The sequence below is a fragment of the Aromatoleum petrolei genome, from assembly GCF_017894385.1.
Classification (GTDB): Bacteria; Pseudomonadota; Gammaproteobacteria; order Burkholderiales; family Rhodocyclaceae; genus Aromatoleum; species Aromatoleum petrolei.
In genome coordinates this window covers 798,729-817,935 of the sequence record NZ_CP059560.1, presented here as the reverse complement: position 1 = coordinate 817,935, position 19,207 = coordinate 798,729, and the positions used below count along the sequence as shown (strand labels likewise).

The 19,207-nt window shown below is 67.1% G+C and carries 20 protein-coding genes; 2 read left to right on the top strand and 18 right to left on the bottom strand.

What is annotated here, in order from left to right; all coding sequences use genetic code 11:
• Positions 1-10: 10 nt before the first annotated feature.
• From ToN1_RS03740 to pilL2, 18 genes are all read right to left on the bottom strand, one after another.
• Positions 11-322, bottom strand: coding sequence for a hypothetical protein (locus ToN1_RS03740; protein WP_169208741.1), 312 nt, complete (start codon positions 320-322; stop codon positions 11-13).
• Positions 323-384: 62 nt separating this feature from the next.
• On the bottom strand, positions 385-1,704 hold the full coding sequence (locus ToN1_RS03735; protein ID WP_169208740.1) for an integrating conjugative element protein: 1,320 nt from the start codon (positions 1,702-1,704) through the stop codon (positions 385-387).
• Entirely contained in the window at positions 1,701-2,237 is a 537-nt protein-coding gene (locus ToN1_RS03730) for a hypothetical protein (RefSeq protein WP_169208739.1), read from the bottom strand. The genes ToN1_RS03735 and ToN1_RS03730 overlap by 4 nt, the downstream gene beginning before the upstream one ends.
• Complete coding sequence (locus tag ToN1_RS03725) at positions 2,237-5,086, bottom strand: conjugative transfer ATPase (protein WP_169208738.1); 2,850 nt, start codon at positions 5,084-5,086, stop codon at positions 2,237-2,239. Before ToN1_RS03725 ends, ToN1_RS03730 begins: the two co-directional genes overlap by 1 nt.
• A 13-nt stretch (positions 5,087-5,099) precedes the next feature.
• Entirely contained in the window at positions 5,100-5,549 is a 450-nt protein-coding gene (locus tag ToN1_RS03720; RefSeq protein WP_169208737.1) for a TIGR03751 family conjugal transfer lipoprotein, read from the bottom strand.
• On the bottom strand, positions 5,536-6,990 hold the full coding sequence (locus tag ToN1_RS03715; protein WP_210148013.1) for a TIGR03752 family integrating conjugative element protein: 1,455 nt from the start codon (positions 6,988-6,990) through the stop codon (positions 5,536-5,538). Before ToN1_RS03715 ends, ToN1_RS03720 begins: the two co-directional genes overlap by 14 nt.
• Positions 6,991-7,000: 10 nt before the next feature.
• On the bottom strand, positions 7,001-8,068 hold the full coding sequence (locus ToN1_RS03710) for a TIGR03749 family integrating conjugative element protein (RefSeq protein WP_210148012.1): 1,068 nt from the start codon (positions 8,066-8,068) through the stop codon (positions 7,001-7,003).
• Positions 8,065-8,838 carry a PFL_4703 family integrating conjugative element protein gene (locus ToN1_RS03705; protein WP_169208925.1) on the bottom strand — a complete coding sequence of 258 codons (774 nt, stop codon included), beginning with the start codon at positions 8,836-8,838 and terminating at the stop codon, positions 8,065-8,067. Before ToN1_RS03705 ends, ToN1_RS03710 begins: the two co-directional genes overlap by 4 nt.
• A gap of 15 nt (positions 8,839-8,853) precedes the next feature.
• Positions 8,854-9,288 (bottom strand): TIGR03750 family conjugal transfer protein, encoded by a 435-nt coding sequence (locus ToN1_RS03700; protein ID WP_169208926.1) that lies wholly within the window; start codon positions 9,286-9,288, stop codon positions 8,854-8,856.
• Positions 9,289-9,296: 8 nt separating this feature from the next.
• Positions 9,297-9,734, bottom strand: coding sequence for a TIGR03745 family integrating conjugative element membrane protein (locus ToN1_RS03695; RefSeq protein ID WP_169208927.1), 438 nt, complete (start codon positions 9,732-9,734; stop codon positions 9,297-9,299).
• An 81-nt stretch (positions 9,735-9,815) separates the two neighbouring features.
• Positions 9,816-10,046, bottom strand: a complete 231-nt coding sequence (locus tag ToN1_RS03690; RefSeq protein WP_169141258.1) for a DUF3262 family protein — start codon at positions 10,044-10,046, stop codon at positions 9,816-9,818.
• 16 nt (positions 10,047-10,062) lie between these two features.
• A complete protein-coding gene (locus ToN1_RS03685) occupies positions 10,063-10,359 on the bottom strand; it encodes an integrative conjugative element protein, RAQPRD family (protein WP_169208928.1) in 297 nt (98 codons plus the stop codon).
• Between the two features lie 17 nt (positions 10,360-10,376).
• Entirely contained in the window at positions 10,377-11,147 is a 771-nt protein-coding gene (locus ToN1_RS03680; protein WP_169208929.1) for a TIGR03747 family integrating conjugative element membrane protein, read from the bottom strand.
• A complete protein-coding gene (traD, locus tag ToN1_RS03675; RefSeq protein WP_244860958.1) occupies positions 11,144-13,357 on the bottom strand; it encodes a type IV conjugative transfer system coupling protein TraD in 2,214 nt (737 codons plus the stop codon). Before traD ends, ToN1_RS03680 begins: the two co-directional genes overlap by 4 nt.
• Positions 13,358-13,630: 273 nt before the next feature.
• A complete protein-coding gene (locus tag ToN1_RS03670) occupies positions 13,631-14,206 on the bottom strand; it encodes a transglycosylase SLT domain-containing protein (RefSeq protein WP_169204643.1) in 576 nt (191 codons plus the stop codon).
• Positions 14,203-14,688, bottom strand: coding sequence for an integrating conjugative element protein (locus tag ToN1_RS03665; RefSeq protein ID WP_169204642.1), 486 nt, complete (start codon positions 14,686-14,688; stop codon positions 14,203-14,205). The genes ToN1_RS03670 and ToN1_RS03665 overlap by 4 nt, the downstream gene beginning before the upstream one ends.
• 10 nt (positions 14,689-14,698) lie before the next feature.
• Positions 14,699-15,367, bottom strand: a complete 669-nt coding sequence (locus ToN1_RS03660; protein WP_169204641.1) for a hypothetical protein — start codon at positions 15,365-15,367, stop codon at positions 14,699-14,701.
• A complete protein-coding gene (pilL2, locus tag ToN1_RS03655; protein ID WP_169204640.1) occupies positions 15,364-15,849 on the bottom strand; it encodes a PFGI-1 class ICE element type IV pilus protein PilL2 in 486 nt (161 codons plus the stop codon). Before pilL2 ends, ToN1_RS03660 begins: the two co-directional genes overlap by 4 nt.
• Positions 15,850-16,467: 618 nt before the next feature.
• Between pilL2 and ToN1_RS03650 the strand changes: the two genes are divergently transcribed.
• Both ToN1_RS03650 and mobH read left to right on the top strand, forming a co-directional pair.
• Positions 16,468-16,926 carry a hypothetical protein gene (locus ToN1_RS03650; protein ID WP_169204639.1) on the top strand — a complete coding sequence of 153 codons (459 nt, stop codon included), beginning with the start codon at positions 16,468-16,470 and terminating at the stop codon, positions 16,924-16,926.
• A gap of 4 nt (positions 16,927-16,930) precedes the next feature.
• A complete protein-coding gene (mobH, locus tag ToN1_RS03645; RefSeq protein WP_169204638.1) occupies positions 16,931-19,075 on the top strand; it encodes a MobH family relaxase in 2,145 nt (714 codons plus the stop codon).
• Positions 19,076-19,207 lie beyond the last annotated feature (132 nt).

Below are 19,207 nucleotides of genomic sequence, written 5' to 3'. Positions count from 1 at the left end.
GCAGGTCCTCCTACATGCTGTGGCCGAATGGAATTCCGAGCACCACGATGAGCTCGATGAAGAGCAAGCCGATGCAGATCCGGTGGCGCGCGCCCAGGAAGGCCGCGCGGGCTTCGTTGGGCCAGTGCGCCGGCAAGCGGCGGGTGAGCCACGGCCAGGCAAGCCACAGGGCGCCGATCGCGAGGAGGTGTAATCCGGCCAGGTACGGTTTGATCCGCCCGACGACCTGATGCAGGACCTCCAGATCGTCGCGGAATCCGAGCGCAATCAGCGCTACCACGACGAAGGCGGCGAGCCCGACAATCGCCAGCAGTGCGGCCATGACCGAGCGGGCGAGAGGACGAGTGACGAGGCGTCGGCGTCGCGACGGCAACGGATGAACCGTCATTTCCTGACCCGCCCGTCAATCATGGGCCGCTGGTCGACCGGCTGCTGCACGGCATTCGCGGCCGAAGCGGCGCGCGCGGCGTGATAATTGTCCAGCAGGATGGTCGCCGTCTCGGAGATGACGCGCTTACGGACATTGGCCTCGTAGAGCACGTCGTCGATGTGGCGGTTCAGCTCGGCGAGCTTGGATTCGATCTGTGTATTGGCGGTCTTGTACACCTCAGGGATCATCCGTCCCGTCAGGAGCAGGTTTCGGATGATCAGTGCCTTGTCGACGGTCCTCGCCAGTGCCACGTCCTGGACCAGGCGCTGGCGCGCAATGCCTTGCTCGATGGCAGGGAGCTCGCGAATGGCGTCGACGAGCTCGCGGGTCACGACGATACCGGGAGCGGACGCCGCCGCGAGATCCGTCCCGCGTGGCACGACGTTGGCAAATACGGCGTCGACTTGCCGTTGCACGACCGGGATTTCAAGCTCGAACTTCTGAATCAGGCCAAGGCCGGTCTTCGACTGCGGGACCGGGCAGGCATTTTCCTTGCAGGTACTTATCTCCACATCGCCAAGTACGTCCGTTCCAAACGTGGCGGCGCTTCCCGGAGAGGGGAAGGTCGCAGTCAACTTGACAGCAGGATAGGCTGCAGCCGGCGTCTTGGGCGATTGCCCCATTGTAACGTTGAAGCCCCCGAATACTGTGTCATGCACTATTCGGACAGGCTCCTGGGCGACTCCCCCGGCCTTTTCCCCTCCGATCCAACTGATACCCTCATTCCCGGCACTGGCATTTACCTTGTCCTTCGCCACCACCACATCCCTGGTGACGGTAGCCTGCTGCTTCCAGGCCTCGCCCCGCGCCATGCGGATGAAATCCTCGTAGGGATCCTCGCCGGCCTTGATCTGGGCCTCCATCTCCTCGCAGCTCTTGGTGGCGATCTGGATTGCCACCTCGGCCTTCTTCGCGTAGGTCTGGAATAGCTCGTACAGACCGGGCGATGCCCGCTGGAAGAGGTACAGCGGCAACGCGGCGATGCCGGCCTGAACGGCGTTCGTGACCTGGGTGCCGAGTTGCGCGAACCGGTTCATGAGGTTCTGGAACGAAACCTCGAAGTCGTAGGCTCCGCACGAGTAGTGGAGGCGGGCCACCCCTGACAGGGTGAGCTTGTAGGGCACGCCGTGGGGGTTGGCCGCACGCGAAGCGGAATCGCCGCCTCCCAGCCGGTAATAGAGCCCGGATCGGGTGCTCGGGATGTCCGCGGCCTGGAGGGCCATGGCGGCGAGCCCAAGGAGGACGGCGGCGCCAATGCTTCGCATCGTCTTCATGGGTTCTTCCGTGAGGACTTGATGACACGGCCCGCGAGCTCGGCGGCTGTGCCCGAGAACCGGCCGTCGAGGATCTGGTCGACGGCGACGTGGTGGCGCCCGAGGCGACTTACGAACGGCGTCGCGTCCGCGGTATTGGCGACCGTCAGCGGCAGCCGGATGGCGGCCCATTCCAGCCACTGGAACAGGCGCTCTCCCAGCTGCTGGCGGGCGTTTTCGATGCCGGACACGAGGACCAGAGTCCGCCCGAAGAGCACGGTGTTGAGGTCTTCGTCCAAGTCGTCGCCGTCCACCTCAAGGCCGACGATGACCCCGGAAATGACGCCTCGGCCGCTCGCCAGGAGGTGGATGTAGGCCACGTCGTCCGGCTCCGAGAGCGCCTTGGCGCGGGCCCACAGGGCAAATGCGTCGTCGGGCACGCACTCCAGGAAGATCAGCCGGTGGTGTCCGCGGGCTTCGGCTGTGACCCGATCGAGCTGCGTGGCCAGGATAAGGTCGGCGGCAAGGGGTTCGCGCGGATCCTGTGTGTCCATCACGCTGCCCTCTTCGCCGCGATCTCGCGGGAAATCGCGTAGGCCGCCTCGAGTTCGGTGCAGCCGGTGGCCTTCATGATGTCCAGGCGCCAGGCCTTCTCGTGCTTCTCCGTCATCGCGAGCGCGATGGCGAGGGGCGGGGGCACATTCCTGAAGAGGGCCTGCATTTGCGGATTGAGGATCACCCCCTCGGTGTACTTCGGAGGCTCCTTGCGAGTGGACTCCATCAGCGCGCGCTGTTCGGGGGTCAAGGTGCGGAAGCGGGCGACCTGCGCGATCTCGTCGCGGTCCATGGTGAGGAGCACCCAGTGCTCGCACATGTTGAGAATTCGGGAGGCCGATGCCGGAAAGTCCTGCATGTTCTGGGTGCCGAGCCAGTACCACGCGCCGAGCTTCCGCCACATCTTGGTAATCTTGACGGAGTAGACGTTCAGCAGATCATTGGCCGTGATGATGTGCCCTTCGTCGGTGAGGTTGATGATGGGGCGGTGGTCATACTGGGTCGCCTCGGCCAGCGCCTGGACATGGGTAATCAGGGACGTATAGGCGACCGCGAGGGCATCCTCATATCCCTCCTGCGCCAGCGTGCCCATCTCCACGATCGTCACGTCAGCATCCGGCCAGGTCGCGCCGTAGCGGTTGAAGAGCCTTCCGCGCAGACCGTCGCAGAAGACCATCATCGCCTGGCCCATCTCCTCGGCCCGGTCGCGCCGCGAGGGCCCCAGATCCTCGTCGTCACGCATGGCCATCAGGGCGTGGGCGACGTCCTGCACCCGGGGATGCGGCTGGCCGCGGTCGCGGGCCTGGCGCGCGGCGGCCAGGATTCCCCGAGCGACCAGGTAGCGGTCCGCGCGACTCATCTTGCGCATCTCGCATTCCTCTCCGCCGGTAATCATCAGCGTCGTCGCAATGACCATCTCGCCCAGGATGTCGCGCTTGCCGGGGTCCGCGCCTTCGTCATCGTCCTCGGGCGACGCGGGGAGCCCGTCGGGGTCCGCGTCCGGGAGCTCATCGTCGTCCGGCGTCCCGTATGCCTCGTCGAGGGCCTTGATGCCTTCCTGATCGAAGAGCCGCGGAGCCATCGCGAAGGGTGGCAGGCTGACATGCGTATCGGGGGTGAGCTCGACCTGGTTGACGGTGAGCCCGTGGCGGCGCATGTGCTCGCCCAGGAGGCCGAAGGATTTCCCTGCGTCGATGATGAAGAAGCGTGGTCGGTAGATCGCCATCATCTGCATCGCTAGATAGCACAGGGTCGCCGACTTGCCGGCGCCGGTCGGACCCAGGGTGAGGAGGTGGGCGTTCTTGTTGCGGTCGTGGGGATTCAAGGGGTCGAACAGGAGGGGCTCGCCGCCGCGGTTCCATAGCCAGAAGCCGGGCTTGCCCGTACCGCGGGCGCGCCCATAGAGGGGAAGCAGGGACGCGATCTGGGAGGCGAAGGCGAGGCGCGAGCGGCGCAGGTGGCGCGCGTCGAACCCGGGGTCGAAGCACATCGGGAGTGCGCGCAGGAAGACGTCGCAGCCGTGCAGCTCGTCCACCGGCTGAATGAAGCGGAGCCCCGATGTATGCAGGGCTGCGGTGAGGTCTGCCACCGTGCGCCCCAGCTGGGAGGTGTCTTCGCCCCGCACGAACAGCGTGAGGTACATCGGGTAGAGCTTGTCGGTGCGCATGTTGTCGAGGACGGCCTCCGCCTCATCGTAGGTGTGAGCGGCTTCGAGGATGTTCGCGCGCGAGGCGCTCTTGATGGCTTCGATGCGACCGGTCATCGTGTCCTGCGGGCAGATGACGACGGTCGCCGAGAGCATCGTGCCGTCGGGAAAGCGATCGAAGCGCGCGAAGAGCTTGCCGGCATGATCGCGCTCGGCGGTGAAGTGGCCGATCTCGGGGAGCTTGCGCATCGATTGCAGCGCCAGCGCCCGCACCGGCCGGCCGTCGAAAAACCACAGGCCGGCCTCGGGATCCGACTTGGGCGCAGCAAGGAAGAGCAATTCCCCAAGATCGAGGTTGTCTGGCGCCTCGTCGGGTTGCGGATACGGACACAGCCGGAGCAGCTCGCCTACGGTGTCGGCGAAGTCTGGCTTCGGGTTGAAGAACGGCAACAGCCACGAGTAAAAATCTGCGGCGTTCATCGGCCGGGCATGGATGCCGGTCTGCGCCAGGCCGGCGACGAGCCCGCGTGCCGTCTGCTGAAGCGTCTCGACGGGATCGAGAAGCTCCCGGGAGAAGTCGAAGCGAGGCGGGAAACGGCGATAGATGGCGCAACGCACGCGGCGGATCTGGCCGCGCCACCGGTTGCCCGACACCCCCTCATCGAGAAAGAGGCCCTCGGGCCGGGCCACGAGTGACAGATGCTCGGCCATCTCGGCGAGGAAGTGGCGCGTGAAGTCGCTCGCAAGAATCTGCCGCGCCCGCTCGGGTGCCTTGGCATGCACCGAGACGATGTAGTCGCGTATGCGCTCGATCTGCCACGAGAGATCCGTGTCGTCGTTGCAGAAGAACTGGACGACCCACGGGGCCTCGTCGTACTCCGGCAGGGCCTGGAGCGCCGCCTGGACCTCCGCGCAGCGTGCCTTGAGATACTGATCGGCACAGGCTTCGCTCGGCATCGGATCGAGCTCGTAGAGCAGTGCGCGGGAGACGCCGTCCTCGAGGAGGAAGGTGCCGGTCTTCTCGTCGAAGTCCCGCCAGGGCAGCAGGTCGGTGATGCTGGGTGGGCGGGAGGCGAGCCGCTGGCGCTCCCGCACCGGGAGGGGGTTCCTCGGCACGGCGGGCTCGCAGCGCGAGACCTCCGTGTCGGCAGGGGCGGACCCGGCGGTTGGCGCGAGCCCCAGCATGCGAATCAATCCGAGCATGGCCGTCGCTCCTTTAGGGGTGGGCCACCCGGCTGGTGGCAGAATCGCGCGCCGGCCGTAGCGCGTCCGCCTCGCCGGGGAGCAGGTATTCGACCCGCTCGTACATCGGAAACGCCGTCACGTAGCCCGGTGCCGGGTACTTCCCTCGGGACAGGTGGGGAAACACGACCATGATGAGATCCGGGTTGGGCAGCCGGGCGAAGCGGCGCTCAAGCTGGAGCATCGCCGGCTCCAGGACGGGGCCGGGCAGGACTTCGGTGGCGGGCCGCAGCGGGAGGGCTTCGCGGGCCCGGATGCGCTCGTATTCGGAGGTACGCTTGCGGTAGATCTCCTCTACGGTGGGTCCGTCGTCCGGCAAGGGCGACTTGCGGGGTCCTGCGACGCTGCAGGCGCCGAGGGCGAGGGCCGCGACCGTGGCAGCTGCGAGGAGGCGGGCGAACCGCGGAAAATCAGTCCAGTCCATAGTAGCTACCTCGCAGATGGGACGTCGTGGTGGTCGGGGCGTCGAGACGCCCGTAGTCGATTCGCCGCGCGTCGGGGGCCTTGTCGATCTGGATTTCGGCGTCGATGTGCACGTCCACCTCGCCCCCCGCGCGTACGACGACCGCATCGAAACTGTCGGCGAGCCGGCGCATCAGCCAGTTCGTCACCTCGTCGGTGCCGGCGCTCGCCATCTGCCCGAGGATGTAGGTGCCCTTGCTCCCGGTGACCCGGCTGGAGGTGGTGCCAAAGACGTTCTCGGTGGTGGTGGTCTGGGCCGCGGCCGCCGCCTGGCCCGCGATCGACAGGCTGCGCAGGCCGATGGTGTCGGCGAGGACGGCCGGGGCATTGGTGACGAACTGCCCGGGGATGCATGGGTTGCCGTGGCGGTCGGAGATCCAGCCGAGCTTCGGCGCCGCGGCGAGCGAAGGCTTGCCGCCGGCGGCCCCACCGCTTGCGCCGTACAACGGGGTCGTTCCGTCGCGGCGACGGCTGACCGTCTGAATGCTTCCGTCGTTGAAGACGAAGGTCATGGACTGGATGAGGCCCTCGGCGCAGGAGAGCGTCATGTCGCCGATGGCAACGCCCGACACCACGATGCCGGCGAGGTTGCGGGGAAGATAATGACCGTTGGCGGCCAGGTTCTCGGGCCCCAGCAGAAGCTTGAACTGCATCGGATCGGTCACTTTGCCGTCCACCGGTACGCGGCCGATGATCGCGGTCATGTTGGCGACGCCTGTCAGGGTCGCGTTCTCGGGGATCGTGTAGAAGGGCGTGGGGGCAGGGGCGGCCGTTCGGGCCGGCGCGCGCGCCGTACGGCGGGCGGGCGGCGCGGCTTCGGCGAGGGTGACCTTGCGCACGACGCCTTGCCTTCCGTCGGCGCCCTTGCCCATCTCGTAGCCCAGCGGCAGGATGCGGGTCGGCGCGGCGGTCCCGACCAGCGCCGTCGCATCCGGTTTCGCCTTGTCGAAGCCGAAGCCGGCAGGGAGGTTGGCCGCGCCGATCGCTGATCCCAGCACACCGCTCGACGCCTGTGAGTCGGCCGCGGCGGCCTGCTGGCGCTTGAGGGCGTCCATTTCGGCTGTCATTTCAGTACGCAACTCACGGCGAAGCTGCTCGCGGATGCGATCCTCGCTACGCTGGTGGCGATCGTTCTGCTCCAGCAGGCGCCGGTTTTCGGCGATCAGGGACTGCACCTGGTCGTTCAACTCGGTGTAGCCCGCGACCACCGTTTTGAGGGTTTCCTGCGGCGTATCGGCGTCGGCCCCCTTGGCGGTGGGCGGCAGGGGTACTTCCGGCACTGCGGTCAAGGGCGGCCCCGGCTCGACGCCCGGCGTGTCGCTCTGCCGATAGAGGATGTAGCCCGTCACGATGAGGGCAATCACGGCGAGGAAGGGGACCAGCCTGTTCTGGACAATCTGCATGGCCGGTCTCCTAGCGCCACAGCGGCACGGCCGCAAACGGCCGGTCGGAGACGAGGTAGACGGCGGTCGTGTCGGCCTCGGAGCCATGGGGCAAGAGATGCCAGTGCTGGGGCGTTGCGGCGATCCACTGCCCGCGTAGCCACCGCGTGTCCAGCTCGAGGTCGATGGCGCGCCCGGTGCGGTTCGTGAAGCGCACGGCGGTCACGTACAGCGACCCGCTCGACCAGGCCCCCAAGGGCGCCGTTTCGATCTCTCCTCCCCGGTAGAGGCCGGCCACGGGGGACCGATCGACCGGCTCCTGGCGCACGCCCGGCAGGGTGGGGAGCAGGCGGGCCGGCGCATACAGCATCTGCGCCGCGTAGCGCGTGAGCTGGATCATGTCGACCGCCGGCTCGTCGTTCCGCCGGGTTGCGGCGAGTTCGTCACTCTCTTCGGCGGCATCACCGGGCAGATGGACGCGGAGTATCGGCGGGACCTGGACGCCTTCGACCGACTCGATATCGAGCGGAACCGTCGCGCCGCCGTCGATTGCCTGCGCATACAGCCGGGCGCGCGGGAAGGGTCCGTTCGCCGTCAGATACGCGGTGTCCTCGATAATCTGGAGCTCGAGCACACCCTGCAGGCTAGCGGGCACATCCATCAATGCGACGAACGGGAGCTGCAGCAGGCGCTCCCGCCCTGGGCTCAGGAGCACCTGGACGGGAAGGCGCTCGAACAGCACATGCTGGGTGCGGCCGACATTGGTTTGGCGGTCGTCGGGGCGATCGGCGGGTCGAGGGGGTGGGCGCGGCGGCGCCTGCGTTTCCGGGGGCGATAGAGGACTTGCAGGCTTCCCGGCGGCCGAGCCGTGGGACTGGGGTGCGGGTGCCGGAGCGGGCTTGGGGGCCGGCTCCGGGGGGAGGGTGCCGAGATCCATGGTCGTCGTGCCTGCGGGATGCCAGGTTGGTGCCGTCCCCGACCCGACAGACCCGGGCGACAGGCTAAGCGGGGAGGGCGCCTTGGCTTCGGGCTCCTGCGCAGAGGCAGAAGCAAGAACGCCGAGACAGACAAGCGCGGTGGCGGCGCGAATGGCGATCATGACGACTCCTCCTTCGTGTCCGGGACCCGCGGCGGCACGGCCTGCGGCAGGTCCGAACCGGTAGTGGTGGGAGACGGTGCCGCGGATGGAGGCAGCGGCGCCGCCGGCGCCGGCTGGGGCGCGATCGGCGCCTCCAGGGCCTGCGGGTCGATCCGCTCGGGATGACGGCGGGCAAAGCAGTTCAGGGCGAGACCCCACGGGTTGCGCTCCCGGTCGACGTCGTAGCGCACCACGTGCAGGGGATAGCGGATGAAAGTGTCCTTCACGGGCATCCCTTTGGAGGTTTCGAGGATCTGTGCATCGAGGAGCACCGTCCATCCACCGTTGCCGTGTGCCGTCACCCGGTTCGCGGTGTAGCCGTACCCGGGAATCTCCAGGAGGGCGCGGGTGCGCTGGATCAGCTCCGCATCGCCGGTCTTGACGCTGACGTCCTTGAGGAGCTGCTCTCGGCAGGACGGCGTCAGGTAGTTCTGGAGCGCGTAGATCTGAGCGACGTAGTCCTTGGAGCCATCCTTGGCCCAGCGGTTGAGCTGCTGCCAGATGAGATAGCCGAAGGCATAGACGTTCGGGGGCGGCACCTCCGGCGTACGTCCCGCCTGAATGGTGACCCCGCGGGAGAGGTCTGGCGGGATATGCACGATGAAGTCCGTCTGCCTCACGAAGCGGTCGGCCACCGCGATCAGCACGATGACCAGCGCGACGAGGATGGCCCATGACTGGAGGCGAATCGTCGCGCGGGCGTTTGCGAGGTTGTCGGTGTAGGTAGGCATGGCAATGCTCCGGGCTCAGCACAATGGGTTCCGGCGTTTCGCCACCTGAGGGGGCACGAGGGCGCGGCCGAGGTCCCAGGCGCCCGCGTGCGCAACAAAATGAGAGCGGAGGAGGCCGAGGCGCGCCGCGCGACGCTTGAGCAGTTGAACGTAGTAGTGATCGGGGCGATTGCGCTTCATCGTAGCGAGGTACCCCGCCGCGACCCAGACCGTGGCGATGGGACCGGTGGCGATGATGAGAACGGCCACCGGTAGGTGCTGCAGGGCCAGGCCCACCACGCCGCCCACGGGGAACCACAGCAGGAAGGCCAGCCCGATGGCCCATTTCGACTCGGTGTACGAGAGTCCCTTGATGATCGAGGGCTCCGCGTTAACGCGGTCGGGCAGCGGCGCGCGGCCCGTTCCGCTGGATGCATCGGGCGTCGGCGCCAGAGGGCTGGAGGTGTCCATGGTGGCGCCTAGTCGATGATGGTGGCCGCCTCGTTGAGGAGGTAGACCATGAGCACCAGCACGACGGCGCCGACGACCGCCAGCACGCCCAGGTCCCCGAGCTCCGCGCGACCCATGCGGTATTCGTTGAACTTCGCGATGCCGCCGGCCGCGACCGCGATGAAGCCCAGCGTGGCGATGATGAGACCCAGGACGATCAGGCCGTTCTTGAAATACTGCTTGCCGATCTCGATGTAGTCCCCGGAAGCGGCACCGTCCGCGGCGACGGCCGTCGGCAACTCGGCCAGGGCTGGTTCGGCGACGAAGACCGAGGCGAGGACGCCGAGGCCAAGCAAGGCGATGTGGGCGGCGGCCTTCGCCCTGCATCGCAGGGGAAGCGCGGGGGCTTGCGCCGTGTGACGATCCGCGGCACTCGCTGCGCCCGAAGGTTGGATGAGGAGATTCATGGTTTCCTCCGTGAGGTGGTGAGGCGCCGCACCGTGGAACGTCGGCAGGCCTGCGGCCCGGCCTGCCGAGGCGGCCGCGATCTAGGTGAGCAGATAGATCAGCAGCAGGACGATGATCAGCACACGCAGCTTGTAGAACAGGAGCATCGGCAGGCGGCGCGGGTCGTCGAGGCCTTCGATCCCGAGTCTGCGCACCATGTCGGCGGCCCAGAGAACGACCACAGCGCCGACGAGCAGGGCGAAGAAGAGCCCGATGTAGCCGGGTTGGTAGCCGGCCGCGGCGGCGAAGGCGGCGGACTGCTGGGGCGACATGCCGGTACCTCCGGGCTCAGCGCCGGTAATCGCCCTTCAGCGGTTCGATCGGGCGGGGATGGCGCGGTGCGTCGAGGTGATCCGCAATACCGGCACGGATGAGATCGAGGTCGCGGGCGAGCTCGTCGTACTGAAAATGGATGCGGGCAATGGAGGGGGCATCGGCCTTCGCCGCGCGAACCTCGGTGGCGAGAAGCGCGAGCTCATGTTCCAGGCGCGCGAGGTTCTCGCGCTCGCGGTCGGTGTCGGCAGCCACCGGCAAGGTGGTAGCGGCGACGAGGGCGGCGATGGTGAAGCGGAGCAGCAATGGCATGACGGACTCCTTGGTTGCTACAGGTACTTCTTGAACGTGCTGGCGGTGGTAGAGAGGGCCGCGGCCACCAGGGTTGCGAAGATCAGGACGAGGTACGCGGGATTGAATCCGCCGAAAGGCCACGCGAGATAGGCGGTGAAACCGGCAGTGAGGAACCACCAGGTGAAGCGCTTCGAGTGGTGGTAGACGTAGGAGGACTCCCGGCCACCGGTCCACCTGCGCAGGTCGCGGCGGACCAGGCCATCGATCAGGCCGATGAAGATGGCCATCACGAAGGCCGGCAGCGCATAGAAGGCGATCGCCAGGCGGATGGCGGTGTCCTGGGCCACGTAGAAAGCGGTCTCAACGGCGCGCCCGACTTCCTTGACGATGCGGCGTACGGCGCGCGCGTGGGGTTTCGCCACGGCGTCGGGCTCGATAGCAGTCGTACGGGCGATGAAGGCGGGGGCGCCCAGCGAATGGAACGGACGCGCGACGAGCTCGGCGAAGTCGCGCGCAAAGGCGACGGTGTCGTCGACCATGAGCGACCGGGGATAGCCCTGGAGGTAGCCGAAGTCCTCCTCCACGGCGGCTATGGCGCGTTCGACGCCGCGGCCCCTCCAGAAGGTGTGATCGCCCAGGACAGTAAGGGCAGTCCCGAAGATCCAGGAGCTCAGGGTGGAAAAGGCGAGGCCGATAACAACGCTCGCCAGCGCAGCAATGGGGCCGCGGGAGCGGCCCGCCGGTGTGGCCGATGCCTGGGGCGCCGGGGGACGGGCGGATCCCGTGGATGACGCGGCGGTGCTCACAGGACTGCCCTCCTGTCGCTACGCGACATCCTCCCCGAGGGAGGGGGAGCGCCGCCTTCGGGCGGCCGGGCGGGGGCGCTCACTGCCGCCTCCCCGGCGTCATCGTCCGAGGTGTCGAAGCCCAGTGGCGCGACGAGCCCGACCGGCATGTCCTTTAGCCAATCCGTCTGAGCGGCCCAGTGCTCGGCCGTCCGATATTTGGCCCGCATCTGGAGTGCCACCTCGTGGAGCGACGGCGGAATGAAGCGATCGTTCGTGGCATCGGGCAGCGGAAAGCGCAGCTTGAAGAGGCGGTTGCCCTCCAGCAGGGCGAAGGCCTGCCCTTGTGGCAGGGCCATGATGTCAGCCGGGGAGACCATCGGCAGTCGCTGGGTGGTGAGGCGGTCTTCGTTGCGGGAGGTGAAGTCCGTCTCGGTCGACCCGTCGGTGTCGCTCACGCCGGTCACGACCATGAGGTGCTGCACGTCGACTTCGGGCAGCTGATTGCAGAAAAACTCCGCAGTGCCCGGATCCTTCACGCGCAGCATGATGATGTTGTTGAAGTTGCCCAGCACCTGCCGAGCCTTGGCGGCGTCGCCGAGCTTTGCCTCGATGTCGGGAATGGTCTGGGTGTAGGCGGTGATGCTGAAGCCCGATCCGCCCAGTTTGTTCACCATCGGCACAAACTCCGGTCCCGCGATCTCGTTCACCTCGTCGAAGTGGCAGGCCACATCCGGCAGGACGATCTTGCCTTCGGGATGGTGAGGGTCGAGGCCGGTCTTGTAGAGCTTTCCGCCGACGCTCACGAGATCGGCGAGCATCGAGTTGCCGACGGCCGCAGCGACGGTGGCATCCGAGAGGGCGTCGAGACCGACGTAGACGATGCCGCCCTGCCGGATGACCTGCATCCAGTCGAAGATCGGCCGGATATCGGTCTCGTCGAAATAGTCCGGCGAGATCAGCTTGCCGACGGGGCCGGTGGTGAGCTTCTCCAGGAAGGGGCCGAGCGAGGCCACGATCTTCTCGAAGAAGCTCCGCTCGTAGCGGACCGCGGTGGCGAGGCCCTGGAGGACTGCGTCGGGCAGCTGCAGATCCTTCAGAACGTGCACGAGGGCGATCAGGCGGTCGCTACGATCCTGCAGGGCGCGCGGAACGGTGATCTGGCGTTTCTCGATGCGGGTCTGCACTTCCTCGACAAGGATCTCCCAATTCTCGGGGCCTTCCGTGCGCAACACATGCGTCGCGTAGCGCAGGAAGAGCGGTTCGATGTCCGTGATGTCGCGCAGCAGCACGTTGTAGGTGGGCACCTGCCCGAGGGCAACCTGGGCTTGGGCGACGAGATTCGTGAAGCGCCAGGCGAATTCCTTGAAGGCCGCCGAGTTGCCGCTGGAGGGCAGGGGATTCGTCGTGCGGTTCGCGACCTCGGTGATGCGGGCGAAGTTGCCGATGCCGTTGTAACGGGCGGAGATGTCGGGGTAACCCAGGTGGAAGAGATAGAGGTGGTCGAGGCGCCCGGTCCGCGCGGCTTCGGCATGGACGCGCAGCATGAGGTCCGCGTCGCCCTTCGGGTCGATGACGACGACGACCTTCCCGTCGCGGATGTCCTGGGTGACGAAGAGCTCCATCGCACGGGTCTTGCCGACGCGCGTCGTGCCGAGGACGACCAAGTGGCCGGGGCGATGTTTCTGCCCGAGGGTGACGTGGGCCTCATTGGGCTCGACGCCGTGCAGTACCGGCGTCCCACCGAGATCGGCAGGCTCCGACAGCGGGTTCCACCAACGGGGGAGCGCGAGCGCTGCGGCAATCGGCCTGAGCGGTGTGGCGCTCATCGCGCGAAGCACCGCGCGCATTGCGCGAATGCTTGCGCCTTCGACCAGGTAGGGTTGGGCCTGCGGGCGCGTGGCGTCCATGCGGCGTTGCGTGTGTTGTTGCCCCCAGGCGAAGCCTTCGCCCAGATACAGCTTGCCCGGAATGCGCGGCAGCTTGTGCGGCGCGATGGTCGTCGCCTTGTACCGGGTGAGACCGTACTGATAACGGCATACCCGCCATGCCTGTCGGGCGCGCAGGCCGGCAAAGCCGAAGGCGAGGGCGGCGGTGCCCAGGCCCAGGTCCGGGGGCATCATCAGCGCCCACGGAGTGATGAGCGCGACGAGGCCGCAACACGCCGCGGTCAGCGCACTCCAGATCTCGATGGGGGGACGCAGCCACGCTTCGATGGTGCCGTGGCTCATGTGCGATTCGCCAAGAAGAGCGCACAACCATGGTCCATCGGCAGGGAGGACGCCGTTGAAGAGGACCATGGTTGTGCTGAAACCGCTGTTGCAGCGGTCAAGGACCCGCAAGAACTGCGGGGGGAGGGAGACGGCACGGCTATCGGGATGGGATATGGCGCCGAAGTCGTTCCGGCGCGATGGGGTCCCGCACGGAAGGTGACAGTGGCAGCGTAGAGGCGCGGGCGATCGCCCCCGATGCGGAAGCCAGTCAGACGCGGCCGATGCGGCAACTCATGCATGATCGGGAATCCTCTCCATCCGTGCGAAGACGGAGCGTGCGTAGCCGTTGGCCCGCGAGGAGTCGCCGGGGCTGTGATAGGCGCCGGCGGCGTCGAACCAGTTGGCTGCTGAGCGGCGCCGCTCGAGGAGGATCGCGCCGGCCACCCGCAGGTTGTGCCAGGGGTCGAGCGCAAGCTCGGGCGTGCGCAACTTGTCGGAGTGGTAGTGCCAGTTGACCTGCATCGGGCCGCAATCCACGTTGCGTAGCCCCTGGGCGAGGACGTGCTTTAGGTCGGTGACCGCTTCCGGATAGCGTTGGTAGCGGCGGGGGCTACGGCGGACATTGAGCGTCCACGGCCAGGGCAGCGCCAGCGCACCCCACTGCATGGTGGACTCCTGGATCGCGATGGCGAAAAAGAGCTTGGGCGGAAGCGCGAGCGACTGGGCCACGATGCGATAAGCGGGCGGGACTGGTGGATAGACCACGCGGGTGCGCTCGCGGCCGAAGGCGAGCCCAGGCACTGCCGCCAGCAGCCCGCCTTGGCAGAGGCGGACGAGGAAGGTGCGACGTGCGGGAGACGAGTTCATTGCGCCGCACCTCCCGGCGTGAAATACCAGTTGGGGAGGGTGGGGGCGTTCGGAGCGCGCCCGAAGTCGATCGCCTTGCCGTGCGGGTAGAGACGCCGCGTGGCAGCATCACCGGCTCGCTGCCAGGCGAGGACACGCTGAGTATCGTCGTGCAACAGTTTGGCGAAGAGCTCCGCGTAGCGGTCGCGCTCCGCGTCGGAGCGGGCGTGGATGCCAAGCACTTCGACCGGGCTGATGGTGGCCACGCTGAAGGCGCCGCGTGGGCCGCGCATCAGGCGTCGCGCACGGTGCAACTCCTCGACGGTGATGCCCCAGTAGCCGGCTTCGACGCGATCGACGGCCGCAACTTCGGTGGCCTCGGAGGCCGAGGGGTCGGCGGCGGTCGTGGCAGGTTGGACGGCGCGCAGCTGCGTGTGGCCGGTCTCGACTGCCGCCGCCGGGTGCAGCACGGCGACGAAGAGGAACAGGACGGTCTTTCGCATGACTCACGCCTCAGTTCTTGGCATCGACGGCGGTCACGGTGCCATCGGGTAGGCGGAGGTGGACCCGGCGCGCCTGGGAATCGATGCGCTCGATGCGCGCAATTCCGACAGCATCACCCTCGCGATAGAACGCCAGGTTGCCTTGCGTGTCGCGAATCGCGACAGAAGGCTTACTGCCCCAGGTGTCGATCGACAGGATGGTGGGCATCCGCGGCTCGGGCCCAGCCGGCTTGGGCGGCTTGGCGCGTACGGGCCGTTGTGCCGGCACCGGATTCGGCTGGGGTGGGTTGGCGAGCGCTTCCAGCCGCGTGCGAATGTCGTCATTGCGCTCATCCAACGCGACAAGGCGGGCCTCAATGGCCGAGAACCGGGCCCCAAAATCCTCGAAGGAGCGGGAGAGTTCAGCGATGCGGTCGTCAAGCTGGTCCAGCCGTCGCGAAGCGGGGGGCGGCGGCTCGGGCGCCGCGATCGTGGGTAGCGGCTGCGGCACCGGGGCCACACCTTCGGGTTTCAGCAGCGGTTCCGACGGGCTTGGGCTGAGGACCAAGAAGACTGCCCCGGCGACGAGCAGGGCAGCGATCAGGTACAGGACGCGCGCGCGGTGGTCCGACGAGGACAGCGAAATGTGTGGAGCGAAGCGGGAGAAGGCGCCGACGGGTGGAGTTTGCGGCGCGTTCATTGGATCGCCTCCGGTGGCGTGACAGGTGCGACGGGACGGGTGATGACTGCTTCCACGATCGCCACCTCGTTTGGGTCCGCAGAGTTGGGGCCGCCCAGAGTGATCGTCAGGGTGCGATCGACGGGCGAGGGATTCACGTTGTAGGAGTCCCCGAGGAGGACCTGAAGAATCGCGCGGGCCGGGTAGGGGCCCAGGACGCGATGTGATTCGGGTAGGGGTAAGGCCAGAAGGGCGGTGGCAGCGGGATCGGCGGATGCCACGCGGTAGCCCGTCCGCAGGAGGAGGTAGGCGACCGCATCGCCTACGGTTCGCACATGCTCGCGCGGGAAGTTGACAGCTGCGACTACCGCGAGCGGATCGACGACCGCTGCGGCAGGGGCAGGTTCGGCGACGGTATAACGGGCAAGGCGGACCTGGTCGGGCGGGGTGGCCCACGCACCGGTGACAACCAGCAGCAGCGCAAGCGCAAGAAGGCGAGTCATGTGGGTCCGCTCCGTGAGGGGAGGCGTCCCCACCGGGAGCGGTGAGGACGCCGGGCTGCTGGGGTCAGCGGCCAGTCACGGGGCGCAGTGTGGCGAGTGCGATTGCGTCTTGCAGCCCGAAATTCGAAAAACATTTTTCGAATTTCGCCTTGCATCGAGGGGGAAAAGATCGTAGGCGAAAGGGTGCAAGGGTGGGCGGCCGGTGGCGGTCCGCCTTCTACGGGGCTACAGGCCCAACCCGAAAGGGCGCCCAGCTCAAATTCCGCTGGGCGAAGGATTTACGGGTACGGGGCGCCTTGCGGCAAAGGCCGACGGGAGACGGGTCGCCAGACCGCCTGGAGCGGCCTGGCGACAAATGCGCCAAAGGTTCCGGTACAACCGCTGCGGCATGTCAAGCGGAAAGTCGAAAAACCTGGCGCGATTTTGATGCGGACAGAAAGGGTGAATTGCGGCACGCTCTTGTCGCGCCCCGTCAATCGCGGGCGTTATCGTGTCCTCGCCAAGTCCCCTGTCCTATGCCTAAAGTAAGGTGTGCCCTGCGCGGCCGCGAGCGGCCGTGCACGGCTTGGGACAAGACGTGAAGAAGAACAACTCGCACCTTTCAGAGGTGTTTTCGTGATGAACGACCTGCCCCCGCCGATTCCCTCGCACCAGCAGGAGGCCCGCACCCAGGCCGTCATGACCATCGGTCATTTCCTGGAGGGCCTTGGAGAGCCGGGATGGCGCAACGTGCTGCTGTGCTGGCTCGGACGATACGATGGCCTAGAGGTGTACCTCTATCCGGAGGATGACCCGATCTTGACGGTCCGCGACCTGCTGGCGCGTTACGTGGAGGCCCTGCGGCCGGCTGATCCGGCCCAGCTCGCGGCGGATCTGGTCACCCTGCCGTTCTGCCGGTACCGCGCGAAACGCGACGACGAGAAGTGGAAGCCGCTGGCCGAAACCTTCTCCGCGTTCTGCCGAGGTACGACTGTCGAGGTCTGGGAATCCGAGCGACCCTCGCCACCGCCGGAAGTGCTGCAGAAGTGGCTGCTGGCGCAGTTCTGCGCGGCTCAGATCCGCAATCGCCAGGGCTGACCCGATGGCCGCGCTTGCCGCCACATGTTTCCTGGCTGCGGCAGCGCTGGCCGGCTGGCTCGGCTGGTCCATTTACCGCGAACGGGCCGTGCGACAGCGTCCGGCCGATGCGGAGCAGGCGATGGCGGGAGCTCCCGCCACCGGTGCCCTTGCCGCCCCTGGCCTGGCCGCCAGCCGAAGCGGCTGGCTCAGGGTGCTCGACGCGCCGACGCTGGTCGAGGTATGCAAGCTTTCGAACGCGCTGCAACAGATCCATCGTGAATCGAAACTGAGCCAATCCACTTGGGATCGCGACGTCGCGCCCGCGATCCTCGGCTACCTGCGGTTCGTGCAGCTCCTGCCGGCCAGCGAGGCGCACCATCACGCCCATGTCGGCGGCTTGGCCGCCCACACGATCGAGGTACTCCATGCAGCGGTCAGCTTGCGCAATGGATACCTGCTGCCCAAGGGCGGCGCCGCCGAGGCGATCGACGCCCAGCGCGATCACTGGACCTACGCCGTCATCCTCGCCGCGCTGTTCCACGACATCGGCAAACCGATGACCGACTTGCGCGTGAGTGTCGCCGACCGGACAGGCGGCCCCGGGCGGCAATGGCTTCCGGTGTCCGGCGACATGCCGACCGCCGGCGCGGTCGAATACGAGGTGCGATTCGCGCCGAAAGCCGAACGCAACTACGGTGCGCACCGTCGCCTGCCGCTGGTGCTGGCGCCGAGGATCGTCCCTGCAACAGCCCTGGCCTTTGTGGCGCGCGAACCGCTGGTCATGCGCCAGCTCGAGGATGCCTGGTCGGGCGATGACGCAACCGGGGTGCTGACCGAGATCGTGCGCCAGGCCGATCGCCGCTCGGCCGCGAGCAACCTGCAGCATGGGCCACGCAACCAGTTCGCGACTGCGACAGCGGTCCCGCTGGTCGACCAACTGATGGACGCCATACGCCGGCTGCTGCGCCAAGGTGCGTTGCCGCTCAACCGGGACGGTGCGGCAGGTTGGATTGGCGCTGGCGCAGCCTGGTTTGTGGCGAAGCGGCTCGCGGACACGGTACGGGAAGAGATCGCGCACGCCAATCCGGACGATGGCGCGAGCATTCCCGGTCCGGCCAAGAACGACCGGCTGTTTGACACTTGGCAGGACTATGGGCTGCTGGAGCGCAACCCCGACACCGGTCAGGCGATCTGGTACGTGGAGGTCCGCGGCGAGGGCTACGCCCACGAGTTCGCGATGCTGAAGTTCCCCTTGGTGAAGCTCTTCGATTCGGCGGACGACTACCCGTCCGACTTCGATGGCGAACTCGTCGTCAAACCGCCCCGAAAGACACGGGACAAGCGAGCCGACGAACCCCCGGGCGACGGCCAGGGCGGGGCACCAAAGCCCGGTGATCGCCCTGAGCGGCAACGCGCCTCGGGTCCGCTGACGCCGCCCGATATTCCTCCTCCCAAGCCCGCCAATGCGGCGACCAGGCCATCCACGGGTCGTGACCAGCCGGCGAGCGAGGTGAAGACCAGCGAAGCCAAGGGGCACGAGGTGCCAGCCGCGACCGCGAATCTCGGCCGAAACGACGAATTCCTCTCCGATGACGACTCGGTGACATCCGCGGGCACGGTATCCGGGAAGCCCCACCGCCGGCCGCCCTCAGCCACGCGACCCGTTACTCCGTTCGCATCCCTGCCAAAGTCGGATACCGACGACGCCAAGTCCATTCACGAGACGCCCAGCGACGCAGCCGTTCGCTTCATGGTGTGGCTGCAACAGGGGATCGCTGATGGATCCATCCCCTACAACGAAGCCGGCGCGCCGGTCCATTTCGTGCCAGAAGGGATGGCTCTCGTCTCCCCGCGGACATTCCGCGACTTCGCGGCGCTCTACGGTGACGACGGCAACGGGATCGATCCTGATGCGAGCCCGTCGGAGAAACTGGGTATCGGCATCCAGCGGCAAGTCATCAAGGCGCGCTGGCACCTCGTCGGGCCCGGAAACTCGAACGTTCATCACTTCGGTGTTGTGGGCCGCGGCGGACAACGCGTAGGAAAACTCGCTGCCGTCGTGATCAAGCACCCTGAGCGCTGGGTCAATCCTGTCCCGCCCTCGAATCCGAACATTGTGTCCTTTGTCGATCCCAAGTCGTCCGAGGAATCCGGTGCATCCTCGTGATCCGCTTGCTCGCGGTTGCCGGACCTGCTCAACCCGGGATCCGGTCCCCATGCCAGTTGCGTGTTTCGGGATGTATCGGCGTTGACAAGCCGAGAATGATGTTCAATTCTGTTTAGGAATACGCTCCATTCC

Coding starts and splice junctions, on each gene's coding strand:
- traD (WP_244860958.1), bottom strand. CDS start 13,357: ATGAGCCACGGCACCATCGAAGCGTGGCTGCGTCCCCCCATCGAGATC.
- ToN1_RS03695 (WP_169208927.1), bottom strand. CDS start 9,734: ATGAATCTCCTCATCCAACCTTCGGGCGCAGCGAGTGCCGCGGATCGT.
- pilL2 (WP_169204640.1), bottom strand. CDS start 15,849: ATGACTCGCCTTCTTGCGCTTGCGCTGCTGCTGGTTGTCACCGGTGCG.
- ToN1_RS03735 (WP_169208740.1), bottom strand. CDS start 1,704: ATGAAGACGATGCGAAGCATTGGCGCCGCCGTCCTCCTTGGGCTCGCC.
- ToN1_RS03690 (WP_169141258.1), bottom strand. CDS start 10,046: ATGTCGCCCCAGCAGTCCGCCGCCTTCGCCGCCGCGGCCGGCTACCAA.
- ToN1_RS03715 (WP_210148013.1), bottom strand. CDS start 6,990: ATGCAGATTGTCCAGAACAGGCTGGTCCCCTTCCTCGCCGTGATTGCC.
- ToN1_RS03670 (WP_169204643.1), bottom strand. CDS start 14,206: ATGAACTCGTCTCCCGCACGTCGCACCTTCCTCGTCCGCCTCTGCCAA.
- ToN1_RS03740 (WP_169208741.1), bottom strand. CDS start 322: ATGGCCGCACTGCTGGCGATTGTCGGGCTCGCCGCCTTCGTCGTGGTA.
- mobH (WP_169204638.1), top strand. CDS start 16,931: ATGGCCGCGCTTGCCGCCACATGTTTCCTGGCTGCGGCAGCGCTGGCC.
- ToN1_RS03685 (WP_169208928.1), bottom strand. CDS start 10,359: ATGCCATTGCTGCTCCGCTTCACCATCGCCGCCCTCGTCGCCGCTACC.
- ToN1_RS03700 (WP_169208926.1), bottom strand. CDS start 9,288: ATGGACACCTCCAGCCCTCTGGCGCCGACGCCCGATGCATCCAGCGGA.
- ToN1_RS03710 (WP_210148012.1), bottom strand. CDS start 8,068: ATGATCGCCATTCGCGCCGCCACCGCGCTTGTCTGTCTCGGCGTTCTT.
- ToN1_RS03725 (WP_169208738.1), bottom strand. CDS start 5,086: ATGCTCGGATTGATTCGCATGCTGGGGCTCGCGCCAACCGCCGGGTCC.
- ToN1_RS03665 (WP_169204642.1), bottom strand. CDS start 14,688: ATGCGAAAGACCGTCCTGTTCCTCTTCGTCGCCGTGCTGCACCCGGCG.
- ToN1_RS03720 (WP_169208737.1), bottom strand. CDS start 5,549: ATGGACTGGACTGATTTTCCGCGGTTCGCCCGCCTCCTCGCAGCTGCC.
- ToN1_RS03650 (WP_169204639.1), top strand. CDS start 16,468: ATGAACGACCTGCCCCCGCCGATTCCCTCGCACCAGCAGGAGGCCCGC.
- ToN1_RS03705 (WP_169208925.1), bottom strand. CDS start 8,838: ATGCCTACCTACACCGACAACCTCGCAAACGCCCGCGCGACGATTCGC.
- ToN1_RS03660 (WP_169204641.1), bottom strand. CDS start 15,367: ATGAACGCGCCGCAAACTCCACCCGTCGGCGCCTTCTCCCGCTTCGCT.
- ToN1_RS03730 (WP_169208739.1), bottom strand. CDS start 2,237: ATGGACACACAGGATCCGCGCGAACCCCTTGCCGCCGACCTTATCCTG.